Annotated in this window: 12 protein-coding genes; all 12 read left to right on the top strand. The window is 66.7% G+C overall.

The features are described from left to right. Window positions 1–23: 23 nt before the first annotated feature. The 12 genes from ACYRGX_RS18645 (at window position 24) to ACYRGX_RS18590 (ending at window position 14,321) form a co-directional block, all read left to right on the top strand. Entirely contained in the window at window positions 24–1,022 is a 999-nt protein-coding gene (locus ACYRGX_RS18645) for a major capsid protein (protein ID WP_473053931.1), read from the top strand. 2 nt (window positions 1,023–1,024) lie between these two features. Further along, the gene (locus ACYRGX_RS18640; RefSeq protein WP_473053930.1) at window positions 1,025–1,339 is read left to right on the top strand and encodes a hypothetical protein; all 315 of its coding nucleotides are present in this window, start codon (window positions 1,025–1,027) and stop codon (window positions 1,337–1,339) included. Between the two features lie 2 nt (window positions 1,340–1,341). After that, entirely contained in the window at window positions 1,342–1,779 is a 438-nt protein-coding gene (locus ACYRGX_RS18635; RefSeq protein WP_473053929.1) for a hypothetical protein, read from the top strand. 11 nt (window positions 1,780–1,790) lie between these two features. After that, on the top strand, window positions 1,791–1,985 hold the full coding sequence (locus tag ACYRGX_RS18630; protein ID WP_473053928.1) for a hypothetical protein: 195 nt from the start codon (window positions 1,791–1,793) through the stop codon (window positions 1,983–1,985). Window positions 1,986–2,023: 38 nt separating this feature from the next. Next, window positions 2,024–2,779: a phage tail tube protein gene (locus ACYRGX_RS18625; protein ID WP_473053927.1), complete on the top strand. Its 756-nt coding sequence runs from the start codon at window positions 2,024–2,026 to the stop codon at window positions 2,777–2,779. A gap of 306 nt (window positions 2,780–3,085) precedes the next feature. Then, a complete protein-coding gene (locus ACYRGX_RS18620; protein ID WP_473053926.1) occupies window positions 3,086–3,472 on the top strand; it encodes a hypothetical protein in 387 nt (128 codons plus the stop codon). Window positions 3,473–3,551: 79 nt separating this feature from the next. Further along, the gene (locus ACYRGX_RS18615) at window positions 3,552–6,926 is read left to right on the top strand and encodes a tape measure protein (RefSeq protein ID WP_473053925.1); all 3,375 of its coding nucleotides are present in this window, start codon (window positions 3,552–3,554) and stop codon (window positions 6,924–6,926) included. Next, window positions 6,926–7,345 (top strand): hypothetical protein, encoded by a 420-nt coding sequence (locus ACYRGX_RS18610; protein WP_473053924.1) that lies wholly within the window; start codon window positions 6,926–6,928, stop codon window positions 7,343–7,345. Before ACYRGX_RS18615 ends, ACYRGX_RS18610 begins: the two co-directional genes overlap by 1 nt. 49 nt (window positions 7,346–7,394) lie before the next feature. Continuing rightward, complete coding sequence (locus ACYRGX_RS18605; protein WP_473053923.1) at window positions 7,395–10,994, top strand: hypothetical protein; 3,600 nt, start codon at window positions 7,395–7,397, stop codon at window positions 10,992–10,994. Continuing rightward, window positions 10,994–12,214, top strand: coding sequence for a hypothetical protein (locus ACYRGX_RS18600; protein ID WP_473053922.1), 1,221 nt, complete (start codon window positions 10,994–10,996; stop codon window positions 12,212–12,214). Before ACYRGX_RS18605 ends, ACYRGX_RS18600 begins: the two co-directional genes overlap by 1 nt. Continuing rightward, the gene (locus tag ACYRGX_RS18595) at window positions 12,211–14,097 is read left to right on the top strand and encodes a hypothetical protein (RefSeq protein WP_473053921.1); all 1,887 of its coding nucleotides are present in this window, start codon (window positions 12,211–12,213) and stop codon (window positions 14,095–14,097) included. The genes ACYRGX_RS18600 and ACYRGX_RS18595 overlap by 4 nt, the downstream gene beginning before the upstream one ends. After that, a complete protein-coding gene (locus ACYRGX_RS18590; RefSeq protein ID WP_473053920.1) occupies window positions 14,085–14,321 on the top strand; it encodes a hypothetical protein in 237 nt (78 codons plus the stop codon). Before ACYRGX_RS18595 ends, ACYRGX_RS18590 begins: the two co-directional genes overlap by 13 nt. The last annotated feature ends 279 nt before the right edge of the window (window positions 14,322–14,600 follow it).

The following is a 14,600-nucleotide window of genomic DNA, read 5'->3' as shown; positions in this document are numbered from 1 at the left end:
TTTCGCATTTCTAGGAGCCCAACATGGCCGAAATCACCATATTCGAGGACGAGGCGTTCAGCGTTTCGTCCCTGCTCGGCGTGGTCAACGAAGACCACGTGGTACCCGGTCAGATCGCCGCCGCCAACCTGTTCGAGGAGCAGGGCGTCTCGACCCTTGTCGTGCAGATCGAGAAGGACGGCACCACCCTGCAGCTGGTCGAAGCCAAGCCGCGCGGCAGCACCGGCAACATCGTGATCGCCGACAAACGCGGCCTGGTGCCGTTCAACACCGTGCACCTGCCGCAGACCTTCAGCATCCTCGCCGACGAGATTCAGGGCATCCGCGCAGTCGGCTCGCAGACCGAACTGCAAAGCGCCCAAGCCGTGGTCGCACGGCGTGTCGAGAAGTGCGTGCGCCAACTGGACGCCACCCACGAGCACCAGCGCATCGGCGCCATCAAGGGCCAGGTGATCGACGCCGACGGCAAGACGGTGCTGGTGGACATCTACCAGCGCTTCGGCCTCGCCAAGCCCAAGCCGCTGTCCCTGGCGTTGGGCAACGGCGCGTCGGACATCGATGCGCTGCTGCTGGAGGTGCTCGACCAGCAGGAAGACGCACTGGGCAGCGTGACCAGCACCGGCGCGCGCGCCTATGTCGGCAAGGACTTCTGGGCCAAGTTCATCGGCCATGATCGAGTGCGCGAGACCTATCTCAACACCCAGCAGGCGGCGTCGCTGCGGGGTGATCGTCGGCAGTCCTTCGAGTTCGGCGGTATCACCTGGGAGCGCTATCGCGGCCAGCTCGCCGGTAAACCCTTCGTTGCGTCGAACAGCGCCTTCGTGGTGCCCGAGGGCGTGCCGGGGCTGTTCATCACCGCGTTCGCCCCGGCGGACTATATGGAAACGGTGAACACCGAGGGCCTTCCGTACTACAGCAAGCTCGAACGCATGCCGTTCGACAAGGGCATCGCCGGAGAGGCGCAGTCCAACCCGCTGCACCTGTGCACCCGTCCGCTGGCGGTGCGCGAGCTGACGATCTGACGATGGCCAGCTTCGCCGACCAGGTCGCCGAGATGGACGACCTCCTGTTCGACGGCTTGGCCGACGGCATGGCGCAGCACCTCTCCCGCAGCGGCGAGGTGCTGGTCGAGGCGTTGCCCACCTTCGTGGATGTCGAGGCCGAGCGCCTCGATGCCGTGTCGGGAGGCATCGACCGGGTGCGCACGCACCAGGTGCAAAAGTCCCTGCTGCAGCCCTTCGACCGGCAGGGTTCTTTCTTCTTCGACGGCCGTGTCTGGCACATCGACGGCATCGCCGCCGATGACGGCGACTTGATCACCCTCTACGTGGTGCCCTGACCATGCCCATCGACATGCAATCCGCCATCGTCGCGGAGGTGCTCGCGCGCCTGGCTGCCTTGGAATCGTTCGGCGCGCTGGTGCAGGAAGACAGCGTCCTGCGCCTGCTCGACGACGAGGACGATGGGCTGCCCGACGATTTCATCATCGTGCAGCCCGGCCCCACCGAGGAGCTCGAGCGCGTTGGTCCCGGTCAGGTGCGCGAGCGGCTGACGTTGTCCCTGGTGGCCATCACCAAGCGGCGCGCGTTCGCCCCCGCGCTGCGTACAGCCCGGCTGGGCATCAAGTGCGCGCTGTCAGGCGTCAAGGGCGGGCTCACCGTTGCCGGTGTCACCCAGGTCGGGTTCCAGAACGAAACGCCCATGCCACCCGGCGACGGGCGCCGCTGGGCCTGCCACGTCATGCCGTTCCAGGTCACCTATGCCCAACCCCTCAAATAGCGGAGGCTCCCATGCCCGAGATCACCATCAACACCCCGTTCAACTACCAGGCCGGCGGCATGGTCGTGGCCTATCCCAAGGGCAAGCGCCAGGTCACCCAGGCGGTGGCCGAGCATGCCTGGGCCCGTGGCTACGCCGAGAAGCCCAAGGCCGAGACGGCGGCCAAGGCCTCCACTGTCGAGAAGGACAGCGCCGCCAAGGCCTGATCCCCCATCCTCAACCCCTGAACCTCTAGGAGCCCGACATGGCCCAGGTTGACCGCAGCTTCATCGGCGAGGGCATCATCTACGCTCGCCTCTACCAGTCGCAGGACGCGCTGATCGATATCGGCAACTGTGACGTCTTCAACATCTCTTTCGAGAGCGATCGCCAGACCCTACCGAACTACCGCGGCGGCGGCGGTAACCGCAACGTGCACGAGCGCGTCACTGACGTGACCTCGACCATCGGCATGTACGACCTCACTGCCACCAACATCGCGCGCGTCACGCGCTCGACCATCAGCGCCATCGACGAAGGCACGGTGACCGCCGAGGCCTGCATCGCCGGCGGCGTCGAAGGTGAGCTGATCCCGTTCCGCTACCTGCCGGACATCACCCAGCCGGTGGTCGTGCGCGCGGCGGGCGGCACCGACCCGTTGCAGCCGGGCACCGACTACCTGCTGACCCCGCACGGCATCATCCGCACCGGCTCCAGCGCGATCACCGCCGCCGGCGTGGAGGTCGACTACACCCGGCTGAAACAGTCGGCGATCCAGATGCTCAACGGCACCGCCCAGGAGCTGGAGCTGTACATCGCCGGCCTCAACGACGCCCAGAGCGGCGAACCCTTCGCCCTGCGCCCGCGCCGCGTGAAGTTCGGCATGCTCAGCGAGCTGGCCGTGCTCGGCCAGGAATACGCCCGCCTCGAAGGCCCCGCCGAGCTGCTCGCCGACCCGCTGGTGACGGCCAACGACATCTCCCAGTTCTGCGAGATGGAAGTGCTCGATAAGGCGGCTTGAGCAGCATGGTGATGATAGGCTCCCTCCTTGGTGAACGGGGAGGGAGTCCCAATGCGTACGATCATGTTCGGATTGCTCGTCTGCAGCACACCGCTCTATAGCGCTCCGATATACAAATGCACTGATGGGCAGGGTCGAATCGGCTTCTATGATCGCCCTTGCGAAGGAACCCTTGCTCAGGGAGATGAGGGGCGTGTAGACAGCGGTGGGTTGCCTCTAATCGAACCGCGTTTTCGCGCAGATGTCTCCGCAATGCTTGATCGTCTCTCACGAGAACACTTCAGGTGCAGGCAGAAGCTGGACCCCATGACTGCCGGTCGATCATCGGTCAGCGGTACCTCTGATAACCCGGTGTTTTTCGTTCAGTGTGGGGGTGGCCCCACTCCCGAGGTCGTACGGTTTACGCTCAAGGAAGCGCAAGCGGGTGTAGTGCCGGCGGCAGCGCAGGCGATAGAACAGTCGGAAGCAATGAAGAAGTGCAGGGCAGCTGCCAGGGATCGCGCCGCTAATCCTGGTTCCTTGGATTTCTCGGTCATCCTGCATTCCAATTTCATCGCGCGCCCTAACGGCAATGCGACCTATAGCACGCGATTCACGGTCGAGAATGCGTTTGCCCAGGAGAGAGAGTATTTCATCCAGTGCCGGTTCGAGGGGACGCAACTCGTAGATGTAACGGTCAAGCCGGCGAGCTAACGCCACTTCTGGCAAGTCTCACAGCTCACTATTGTTGGCCCCGCCTCGGCGGGGTTTTTTATTGCGTGGAGAAAACCCCATGGCCATCAAGGACCGCCTGATTCAGTTCGTCCTGCGCGGCAAGGACGAGTTGTCGCAGCCTGCGGGCAAGAGCTCGAAAGCGCTGCAAGAGCTGACCGCCAAGACCGAAGAGCTGAACAAGGCGTTCGACCAGGCCAAGGATGCGCGCGGCTTGGCCGCGCAACTGGGGCAGACCGAGCGTGACCTGCAGCGCGCCGAGCGCACCGTGGAGCGCACGCAAGCGTCGGTACAGTCCCTGCGTGATGCTCTGGATAAGAACCCAGGCAGTGCCGGCCTACAGGCCTCGTTGAAGGATGCCCAACGGGAATCGAACCGCGCAGCCCGCGAACTGGACCGCTTGCGCGCGACCCATGCCGAGCAGGAGTCTGCGGCAAAGGCCGCTGGTATCGACACGGCCAACCTCGCCCGCGAAGAGAAGCGCCTGGCGACCGAAGTCGATCGCACCCAGGCCGAGATGCGTGAGCACAATGGTCGCCTGCGCGAGTTGCAGCGTGAGGAGGCTCGTGCGGCCCGTGGCGCGGCCGAGCATCAGTCCCGCGTCGAGACGCTGCGTGGCTCGATGTCCCGTGGCGCCCGCCAGGTACTGGCCTTTGCCGCGGCGTATGTGTCGCTCAACGCCGCCGCCAACCTCATCGCCCGCGGGCTGCGCACCGTGCGCGACGGCATCTACGCGATGCTCTCCACCGGCGATGAGTTCGAGGGCCTGCAAACCCGCTTCACGTCGCTGATGGGCTCGGTCGAGGCCGGCCAGCAGGCGACTGACTGGATCAAGCAGTTCGCCAAGGACACGCCCCTGCAATTGCAGGAGGTGTCGGAGGCCTTCGCGCTGATGCGTTCCTACGGGCTCGACCCCATGGATGGCAGCATGCAGGCCATCACCGACAAGGCCGAGCAGCTCGGTGGCGGCATGGAGCGCCTCACCGGTATCAGCACCGCCCTGGGCCAGGCCTGGGCGAAGCAGAAGCTGCAGACCGAGGAGATCCTGCAACTGGTCGAGCGCGGCGTGCCCGTCTGGGAGCTGCTGGCCAACGTCACCGGCAAGAATGCCGCCCAGTTGCAGGACCTGGCGACCAAGGGCCGCCTGGGCCGCGATGTCATCCGCGCGCTGATCGACGAAATGGGAAAGAGCGCCAAAGGCGCTGCGGCGGCGAACATGAGTCGCCTGTCGGGCCTGGTCAGCAACCTACAGGACACCTGGACGAATTTCCTTGATCGCATCGCCAAGAGCGGCGCGCTGGAATTCGCCAAGGGCAAGTTGCAGGAATTGGCGGATACCATCGACGAGATGGATCGCGATGGCCGCCTGGACGCTCTGGCGCAGAGTCTCTCGGATGCGTTCGTGCGCGGCGGCGAGTCTATTGCCGGCTACGTGCAGAAACTCCGTGAGGTCGATTTCGACGGCCTCGCCGAGCGCGCCAAAGCCGCCGCTGCTCAAATAGGGCCGGCGATCGAGACCTCTGTCCAGAGTGCTCAGTACGTCACGGCGACACTGGGTACGGTATGGAATGCCTTTTCGGCCACCGTCACCGCCACCGCGGCAACCCTGACCAAAGCGGTCCAGCTCACCGTCGGGTCGCTGGTGCTGGGGGCCGGGCAAGTCGCCGGCTTCTTCGGCAACAGCGGGCTGCAGCAAAAGGCCGAGAACCTCTACCGGTTCCTCGGTGATCTGAGCACCGACTACGCCGTACAGGCCAAGACCGACCTCGCGCAGATCGGCGATGCCTGGGATTTCCTCAGCGACGATCGCAAGGCTAAGCTCAGCGAGGAGACCGATGCGCATCGCGAGGCCCGTGAATCGCAACGCCAGCTGGATCAGGCTTATGCCGATGAACTGGTAGCCAACCAGCAGCGTATTCGGGATGAGACGCTGGCCGCACTTGCTGCGGGGCGGCAGGGCTTCGAGAGCATGGCCCAGGCCCTTCAGCTCATCGACACCGCCCGTACTGTGCAGCAACTCCAGGGCCTGCGCGGGGCGCTGCTGCGCGCCTATCAGGACGGCGCGTTGAGCGTCGAGCAGTACCAGCAGGCTACGGGTGTGCTGGAAGGCCGAATCAAGTCGATGGGCACCGCTGCCAGTGGTTCCGCCGGGCTGGTTTCGGACCTCGATGATGCGCTGGGCAGCCTCGCCGACGTGCAGTCCGCCATTTCCAGCGCCCAGACCGATGTCGACATCAACAAGATTCGCACCGCGCTACGCAAGCTCTACGGGGACAGTGCGATCACTGCTCGGCAGTACAACGAAGAGCTGACCAAACTCTCCGCACAGCAGCAGAAGCTCAAGGCCAGTCAGGACACCACTACCAAGGGGCAGCGCGATCAGAACGAGGCGATGGAAGACGCCATCACCACCTCGGAAGACCTGCGTCGTGCCTCGGGGCGGCGGATGGAAGAAGAGCGCCGGGCCGGTGACGCGGCCATGCAGCAGCGGCGTAAAGAGTCGGCGGACGCCGAGCGCGACATGGGCGCGATGTCGGACTTCTTCGGCGGTGTGATGACCGCCGCCCGCGAGCCGCTGGCAGCGATGAGCCAGGAGGCGCTCGCGGTCTTCGACAACCTCAACAACATCAGCACGGCCAACGTCCAGCTGGATACCAGCAGCCTTGACGCCACCCGCACCTCGTTGCAGCGCGCCGCGGCGGCGCTGGACGAGATGCGCGCGGCCGAGGCCCGCACGGTGAATATGTCGAGCTTGGGGCAATGGATGCTCCGCACGCAGGTGCAGAGCCAGGAACTGCAGGTCGAGTTCCTCGGCCAGAAAGCGCAACTGCAGTCGCTGATGGAAAGCTACGAAAACGGCTCGATGGGCATGCGTCAGTTCATCGCCCGGGCCGGCCAGGCCCGCAGCACCCTGGGGCTGCTCAACGATTCGGACATGCGTCAGCTGGAGTCGGCGATCAAGGCCGCGAAGGACCGCATGGATCAGCTGCAGGAAAGCAGTGCCTCGACGTTACAGAGCCTGCGCGAGGAGTTGCTGGGACTGCGCGGCGAGACCGATGCGCTCGATCGTAGCCGCTTCCGCTCGCGCATGAACGACCTGCAGTCGCAGCTGGCCGAGGCCAACCGCGACGGCGATGCTCAGACCGTGGCGAACATCACCCGGGCGATGTCCACCCTGCGCGAGATCCAGGCCGAAACCGAGCAGCAGCGGCAGGCCGAACAGCAGAAACAGCGCATGGAGGCGCAGCAACAGGCGGAGGCAGACGCACCGGCGCCGTCGCCAGCGCCTGCCGGGCGCCAGGCTTCGCAGCCCGCGTCGCGGGTCATCCGCCTGGAAACCAGTGGCGGGCAGGCCGTGGATGTGGGGGTAAGTAATGACGCGGACGAGACGAGGTTGCTGAGCATCCTCGAGGAAGCAGGGCTGAGGGCACTTTGATGACGGCAATACAGCTGGACGGCATCGAGCTGGACGACCAGTTCGAGTGGACTGACGAATTCACCTGGTCCCCGGTGGAGCAGAACCAGGAGCGCAGCTGCTCCGGTGCGCTGCATGTGCAGGAGGGCGTCAAGCGGTACGGGCGCCCGGTCACCCTGGCCGCCAACGGCGGTGCCTGGACGCCGTTGGCCGTGGTGCGGCAGCTGGAGGCACTGCGCGACGAGCGTGGGCGCGTCATGCACCTCACCCTCGGCGATGGGCGTGAGCATTACGTGATCTGGGATCACACCGCGACGCCGCTTGAAGCGCGCCAGGCGTGGCGCGAGGTGGAGCCTGGCCCCGGCCATCCCTATGACCTGACCCTGCGCCTGTTGACCGTGGCGCCTCCGCCGCCGCCCCCGGCCGACCCCGATGACTGACCCCGCCACCCGGCGGGGTTTTCTTTTTCGTAGCTGGAGCTAACACGCGATGACCATCGCCCGCACCGACGTCAAACTCCTCAAGTCGCAGCGCCTCACCGACGAGAACGACGGCGGCGGCCGCGCCACTGGCGACGCCGTGGTGGACGGGGAAGTGAACAACCTGTTCCCCGACATCAGCCGTCTCGACCGCACCACCGGCCGCATCAACCTGCGCAAGGTGTTCGCCGGCGTGGTGACGAACAACGACGACACCTACCTCGGTGCCCATGCCATCGTCACCCAAGCGCCGGCCGATCCGCGCGTGTCCGTGCTGCTGTTCAACACTGGCTCGCAGACCGATGAGCGCGCTGACGCCCGCGACAGCATCGAGAGCTACATGGCCGCGGCCAGCGCCGCGCCGTTCGAGCTGCTGGGCAACCAGCTGGCCGGGCAGCGCGCGATCATGTGCGTGCAGCGTGAAGAGCAGCGCGTGCCGGAGATCGGCGAGGTGTTCCAGCTCAGCGGCGTCAACGGCGCCCAGTATGTGCGCCTGACCGGCGTCGAGCAGCGCATCGAGCAGTTCACCTACGAATACGGCAGCAGCGGCAATGGCGCTTTCATGAACTTCACGCGGCGAACGCTCGATCTCGCGGTTTCCGCGCCGCTGCTGCACCTGTTCCCGGGCGGCCAGCCGACTCCGGCCGGTACCAGCGCCACCGCGCTGACCGGCGAAGTGAAATCCCAGGTGCTCACCACCCAGGTCGCCGACGCCGCCCGCTACTACGGCATCAGCGCACTGGCCGAGGCCGTGGCCGAAGGCGCGCTGTCGCTGCGGGTGCGTAGCGTCTACAGCCAGCTGGTGCCCAGCACCACCCGCGAGAGCGCGCTGGTCGACCTGCTCGCCGGCTACCAGCGGCTGGTCTACCTGCCGGCCGGGCCTGCCCGCACCGTCGCGCTCACCGTAGCGGCCGCGGCAGTCGGTGGCACCTCGCGCACCTTCCTGGGCACCGGCTGTGCGCCCGGCACGCTGCAGCTGACCATCAGTGGCGGCGTGTATGCCGATGACCGCAAGGGCGGCCTGCGCTACGTCTCGGGCAGCAACTGGATCACCAGCGGTACCGTGGACTACCAGACCGGCGAGATCACCCTGGCCCGCACCGGCACCTCGTGGACCGGCAGTGCCTCGGCCAACTACCGGCCCGGTGCGGCCGCCACCGGCGACACCATCACCGGCGAGCAGGAGGTCACGCTCGGTAACCGCGGCTACGTCTACACGCTCAATCTCGCGCAGGCGGTACCGCGCGCCGGCACCCTGTCGGTGAGCTACATGGCGCTGGGCAAGTGGTACGAGCTGCGCGACCTGGGCGACGCGACGCTGACCGGGGAGGGCGCCGGCACCCTGAACCTGGCCACCGGCAGTGTCTCGATCACCCTCAACGCGCTGCCGGACGTGGGCAGCTCGTTGATCTACAGCTACATCAGCAGCGCCGACAGTGCGATCACCCAGCGTACCGGCGGCAGCATCACGCCGACGCTGGAGGTGCGCTACACCCTCCCTGGCGATGACCAGGCGCTGCTGCCGGGCTCGTTGACCGTCACCTACCAGGCCGGCAGCCAGACGCTGACGCTGACCGACAACGGCTACGGCGTGCTCTCCGGTTCCGGGGGCAGCGGCACCGTGGCCTACAGCACGCGTGAGATCGTCATGGTGCTCAGCGCCACGCCGTCGGCGGGCATCCAGTACGGCTACCGTTCCGGGACGCTGGTCAGCAGCAGCGCCACGGCCTCGAGCGACAGCTCCGGCATGGCCTCCTTCACGTTGCCCGGCGCGCCGCTGCAGCCGGGCAGTGTCAACCTCAGCTGGATGGTCAGTCGTCGCCAGGCAGCCCCGGCGATCAACCGCTCGGTGATGGAGAGCGGCAACGCGCTGCCGGTCTACGACTCGGTCCAGGACGTCGCGCAGTCTGCCCAGGATGACGGGCAGGGCAGCTGGCGTAACGGCCGCATCGGCAGCATCGACTACAACACCGGGGTGGTCACCCTGCAGGTGGCCCAGCTCTACGGGTACCAGGAGTACGTCTACACCAACCGCGCGCGGAACAACGACTTCAGCGGACGCGGCACCGAGCCGGTGCTGGTCAGCACGACCGTGCAGCAGCGCGAGGGCTTTGCCGGGTTGCTCAGCATCCGTGCGCTGCAGGCCGGTGCCGATGTCGCCGAGCAATCGACCGCCCAGGCCGCCCCGGCGATCACCCTCAACCTGTTGCCGGGCGTAGGCGAAGCCATCGTGCCGGGCAGCCTGCTGTTCAGCTGGGCCGGGTCGGTCTACTGCGATCGCTCGGGCGTGCTGTATCGCGATGTAGCGAGCAACACCAACGGCGGTACGGCGGTCGGCAGCATCGACTACGTCAGCGGCCGGGCGACCCTCACCAGCTACACCGGCAACGCCTCGGGCGCCGTCACGCTCCTGGCGTGCCTAACCGCTGCCGTCGGCTTCAGCGTGACCGCCGCCACCTGGCGCACGCCTGGTGCGCCGTTGCGACCGGGCAGCCTGCAGGTGACGGCCGTGCGAGCGGACACCGCCGAGGTCATCACCGCCACGGCCAACGCGAACGGCGAGTTCGTGCACGCGGTCATCCACGGCAGCGTGGACGTGGCCACCGGCATCGTGCGCGCCGAGTTCACCACCGACCCGGACGATGAGTCGGGCGAGTCGGATGTGCCGGTGATCCCGATCCTCACCCGCTACAACGGCGTGGTGCAGACGCAGTTGCCGCTCGATGCCGGCCTGCTGGGCCTCGACCCGGTACGCCTGCCGGCGGACGGTCGTGTGCCGATCTACCGCGAGGGCGAGGTGCTGGTGGTGCATCACACGGCGACTACGCCGGTGGCCTCGCCCAGTGCCGGCGGCACCGTCACCCTCGGCCGCCAGCGGCAAGCGGAGATCTGGGTGGAAGACGCCGACGGCCTGGAGCTACGCGAGAGCAGCTACAGCGTCGATCTCGAGGCCGGTTCGCTCACCTGGGGCAACCCACTGGTGCTGCAGGACGAGGAGGGCACGCCGCTCTCGTTGCCGCTGCACGTGCGTGATCGCGTTGAGCACATGGCGATGTGCAGCGAGGTGCAGATCACCGGGGAAGTGGCGCTCAGCTCGCCGCTGCCGTGGGATCTGCCGGCGGACGAGACGCGCGTCTCCAGCGCGGTGGCCTGGAGCGACCTGCAGTCGCGCATCCACACCTGGTTCACCCAGCAGACCTGGAGCCAGGGCGCGCCGAACTGGAGCGACGTGCCCACCGGCAACACCACCACGGCGCAGTACAACAGCCTCAGCTATCCGCCGGTGATCACCAACGCGGGCGGCATCGACGGACGCTGGGCGCTGGTGTTCACCAGCAGCACGTCGTTCCAGGTGGTGGAGGAGTCGCTGGGGGTGATCGCGATGGGCGCGACCAACGCCGACTGCATGCCGATCAATGCCCTGACGGGCGAGCCGTATTTCACGATCCGCGCGGCCGGCTGGGGCAGCGGCTGGGCTTCGGGCAACGCGGTGCGCTTCAACACGGATTCGGCGCTGGGCCCGCTGTGGGTGATCAGGACGATCATCAGCGGCCAGGGCTCGGTCGACGATGATCAATTCAAGTTGCAGATTCGAGGGGACGCAGACTGATGGCGATGCTCGGTAGCGGCACGCGTGATGATCCGTATCGGGTGACGGATGCAGTGGATCTCAATGACATCCGCGCCGAGCCCGGCGCCTGGTATGAGGTCGTCAGCGACATCGAGCTGACCGGCGAGTGGGTGCCGATCCCGAACTTCACCGGAGGGCTGTACGGTAACGGACACGAGATCCGGGGCCTGCAATTCTCCAATGCAGTCAGTTATTGCGGGCTGTTCGCGGTAATCACTGGCGGCCTGGTTCAAGACCTGGTCGTGCGCACCAGCCCCGCGGGCATTTCCAACGATGGCAGCGGCTATGTGGGGGTGCTTTCAGGCAACGCGGTGGCGCCCTGCTGTATCCGGCGCTGCGTGGCGTACGGGCGTATTACAGGGCCGCAGCGTTCAGGCGGCCTGATTGGCCGACTGCAACAGACCAATGGGCTGCTGGGGGTCGTGGAGGAGTGCGCCGCGTTCGTTGACATGCGTGGTGCTGGCAGCGGCAACCGGGGGGCAGTATTTGGCTACCTCTACGCTACTTGGGCACTGGTGGGTAACGTGTTCCGTGTCAGCGAATCAGGCCAGGGGGCAGGCGTAGGAGGCGGGCTCTCCGCCGCCGAGACCGGGGTCATGCCTCTGGCTAGTGCGTCGGTGAGCGCCTACCCCATCACATGGGATTTCGCCCGTGATTGGGAGTGGGACGGGGCCCATCCGCAGCGTGTAGTTCAGACCCGGCGGGTGGAGCTGCCTTTCGGCTTCGACCTTCCCGGCGCCGACGGCCGCTCGGTGGCGGTGACGGTCAATGTCGATGCGCTACCCGCGCGCCGGCGGGTGGTGGCCATCAGCCGCGCTGATCAGCTGGTGACCACCCCGCAGGGGCAGGCCGTACAGCCGGTGGTGGTGGGGGCGGGCTCGACCAACGACGCCGGCGAGCTGTCACTCGAGCTGACGGCCGCGGTCGATGAGGTGTTTCTGCTCGCCCTGGATGACTGGCCTGAGCCCTGGGCCCCAAACGAGACCTACCTGGTCGGCGACCTGCGACGCCCGTCGGTGTTCTCCGGCGTGGTCTACGAGTGCATCTCGGCCGGTGAGGGGGTGGCAGTGGAGCCTGACTGGTGGCCGTACTCGCAGGCGGCGAACAACGGCTACATCGGTACCGCGCTGTTCCGCGCGCGGCGCTATTTCCGCCCGCTGGCACACGGCCCGATTCGCCCCGAGGTAACTACGGAATGACCTACATCCCGCCCAGCCGGCCGGCGTTTGCGCTGCAGGGTGCCGCATACCTGCCACCGGCTGAGCCGGTCGGGTTCGAGTTCATCAGTAGCGCCGATAGCGGCGCGGTGCTGCTCGCACATACCGTGCGCAGCAGTTGGCGCAAGACGCGCCCCCTGCGCGCCCACCAGGCGCGTGCGCCGTGGTCCGGCACGGTACCCGTCGGACGCAGTGCTGACGTCGCCTGGGGACCGGCAACGTCGGCGGATCTGCGCGCTGAGCTGCAATGGGATGGGCTGAGCCTGGTGGACGTCGAGCGCAGGCCGCTATGGGGCAGCGGACAGCGTCAGGATGGGCATTCCGCCGCTGCGCCCTGGGCCGCCGTGCCCGCCTGCGATCAGGCGTGTGGCGTGGCGTGGGATCGTAGCATCCGCCCGCGTGAGCTGCGCTTGAGGCTGCTCTACAACCCTGCGCCGCCGGCGCGCGATGGCTGTTGGCGGCTGCGCGCGCGCCGATCTAATGAGCATGGCGAGCGCTTCGACATCGCCCGAGCGCTGCAGCGCTCGCTCTATGTGCCCGGCTCCAGCCCGCTGGCCTTTTCGTTCAATGCGGGCCTCTACCAGCCCAGCGCTGCGCCGGAGGTCTTCTTCGATTTCCGTCACCCGGTGGCGACACCGGCGATCGAGCCAACGGACAGCCGCTGGGTGGGGGCGCGGTGGTCTTCCGCCCGCCGCCTCGGCCAGTTGCTGCGTCTGCCCTGGGGCCGCGCCCGCGTGCTCGATGGCGCGCTGACCGGCATCAGCTACCCCGACTATCCAGGGCCCGTGGTCGTGCTACCCGATCCGCCCCCCGATCCCGAACGGCTGGACACCTACATGATCGCCAACACCGTGACCGTCGTCGTGCTGCCCGTGCGCACGCCGCTGGAGGTGCGCAACCTGCGCATCAGCCTGGACGCTGACTCGTTCTCCTGGTCGTTCTCGGCCGACATCTTCACCCGCGCCGCGCTGGACCTGGTGCGCCCAACGGCGGATGGCGCCACCGACTTGGAGGTGACCATCAACGGCTGGACCTGGGTGCTCATGGTCGAGCGCTACAGCCGGCAACGGCAGTTCGCCCGCGAGGCCTACAGCATCAGCGGCGCGACCCGCACCCAACTGCTCGCCGAGCCCTACGCGCCCCAGCGCACGGGCCTCAACGCCGCTGCGATCAATGCCCGGCAAGTCGCCGAGCAGCAGTTGCTGAACACCGGGTTCGTGATCGAGACCTGGACCGCCGCGGACTGGACCTTCCCGGCCGGCGCCGCCAGCTACCAGAGCCAGACGGCGATGCAGGTCATCGCCCGGCTGGCCGAGACCGTTGGCGCCGTGCTGCGGCCGGCGCGCACCGAGGATCGGCTGGAGGTGGTGCCGCGCTATCCGCTCCCGCCCTGGCAGTGGGAAACCGAGGAAGCGCCGATCGCCCACATCATCCCGCCGGAGATCTACACCCAGCTCGGCGGCGAGTGGACGCCGCAGCCGGACTGGAACGCCTGCTACGTCAGCGGCACCAGCCACGGCGTGAGCATGCTGGTGCGCCGTGCCGGTACCGCCGGCGACGAAGCGGCGCCGGACGTGTTCGACGACTGGATCACCGGCCAGGAGGCCAACCAGGCGCGCGGCACCCACGAGCTGAGCAAGGGCGGGAACATCGAGATCGTCACGCTCACGCTGCCGCTGTTCCACGCCAGCGACGACAAGGGTGTGGGCCTGCTCTCCACCGCCACGCTGCTACGGGTGCCGGAGGAGGGCGGCGAAAGCTGGGTCGGGCTGTGCCTCTCGGTTGAGATCACCGCGGACGGTACCGGCGCGAGCCGCGTGCAGCAGCAGATCAAACTGGAGCGACACCACCAATGGCAACAGTGAACCCCTGGAAGCGCTTCATCGGCCTGCTACCCGGCGGCGTGCGCACCGTCGCCACCGTCCGCAGCATCGACCCACTGACGGGCCTCAGCCAGGTGGAACTGCGCACCGGCACCCGGGTTGCGGTCCGCGGTACCGACGTGCCGGTGGGCAGCCGGGCCTACATCGCCGACGGCACTATCACCGGCGTGGCACCTGAGTTGCCGCATTACGACGTGGATGTTTGAAGTCGGTAGTAATTCGTTACAAAAGAATTTTGCTTTGCTGTTTTTAACTTAAATTCCAATTATTGTTGGACTTTTAGGGGATTCTGCTCAAATTTGATGAAATTCGCATGTGGCATGATGTGTTTTGCCGATTTCGGTTCTTATATGAGAGCAAACACATGACCCAAAGCGATGCCTTTCGAGAGGTACAGATCGAGGTGAATCAAGCCATCCAACATTTGTTGCAGGCTCAACAGGCACTAACGCCGATTCTGTTTTATGGGCCGGATGGCGGGGTCA

This window comes from Pseudomonas sp. R4-15 (genome assembly GCF_055768815.1).
This window is presented reverse-complemented; position numbering and strand designations above follow the sequence as displayed.

Coding starts and splice junctions, on each gene's coding strand:
- ACYRGX_RS18645 (WP_473053931.1), top strand. CDS start 24: ATGGCCGAAATCACCATATTCGAGGACGAGGCGTTCAGCGTTTCGTCC.
- ACYRGX_RS18640 (WP_473053930.1), top strand. CDS start 1,025: ATGGCCAGCTTCGCCGACCAGGTCGCCGAGATGGACGACCTCCTGTTC.
- ACYRGX_RS18635 (WP_473053929.1), top strand. CDS start 1,342: ATGCCCATCGACATGCAATCCGCCATCGTCGCGGAGGTGCTCGCGCGC.
- ACYRGX_RS18630 (WP_473053928.1), top strand. CDS start 1,791: ATGCCCGAGATCACCATCAACACCCCGTTCAACTACCAGGCCGGCGGC.
- ACYRGX_RS18625 (WP_473053927.1), top strand. CDS start 2,024: ATGGCCCAGGTTGACCGCAGCTTCATCGGCGAGGGCATCATCTACGCT.
- ACYRGX_RS18620 (WP_473053926.1), top strand. CDS start 3,086: ATGACTGCCGGTCGATCATCGGTCAGCGGTACCTCTGATAACCCGGTG.
- ACYRGX_RS18615 (WP_473053925.1), top strand. CDS start 3,552: ATGGCCATCAAGGACCGCCTGATTCAGTTCGTCCTGCGCGGCAAGGAC.
- ACYRGX_RS18610 (WP_473053924.1), top strand. CDS start 6,926: ATGACGGCAATACAGCTGGACGGCATCGAGCTGGACGACCAGTTCGAG.
- ACYRGX_RS18605 (WP_473053923.1), top strand. CDS start 7,395: ATGACCATCGCCCGCACCGACGTCAAACTCCTCAAGTCGCAGCGCCTC.
- ACYRGX_RS18600 (WP_473053922.1), top strand. CDS start 10,994: ATGGCGATGCTCGGTAGCGGCACGCGTGATGATCCGTATCGGGTGACG.
- ACYRGX_RS18595 (WP_473053921.1), top strand. CDS start 12,211: ATGACCTACATCCCGCCCAGCCGGCCGGCGTTTGCGCTGCAGGGTGCC.
- ACYRGX_RS18590 (WP_473053920.1), top strand. CDS start 14,085: ATGGCAACAGTGAACCCCTGGAAGCGCTTCATCGGCCTGCTACCCGGC.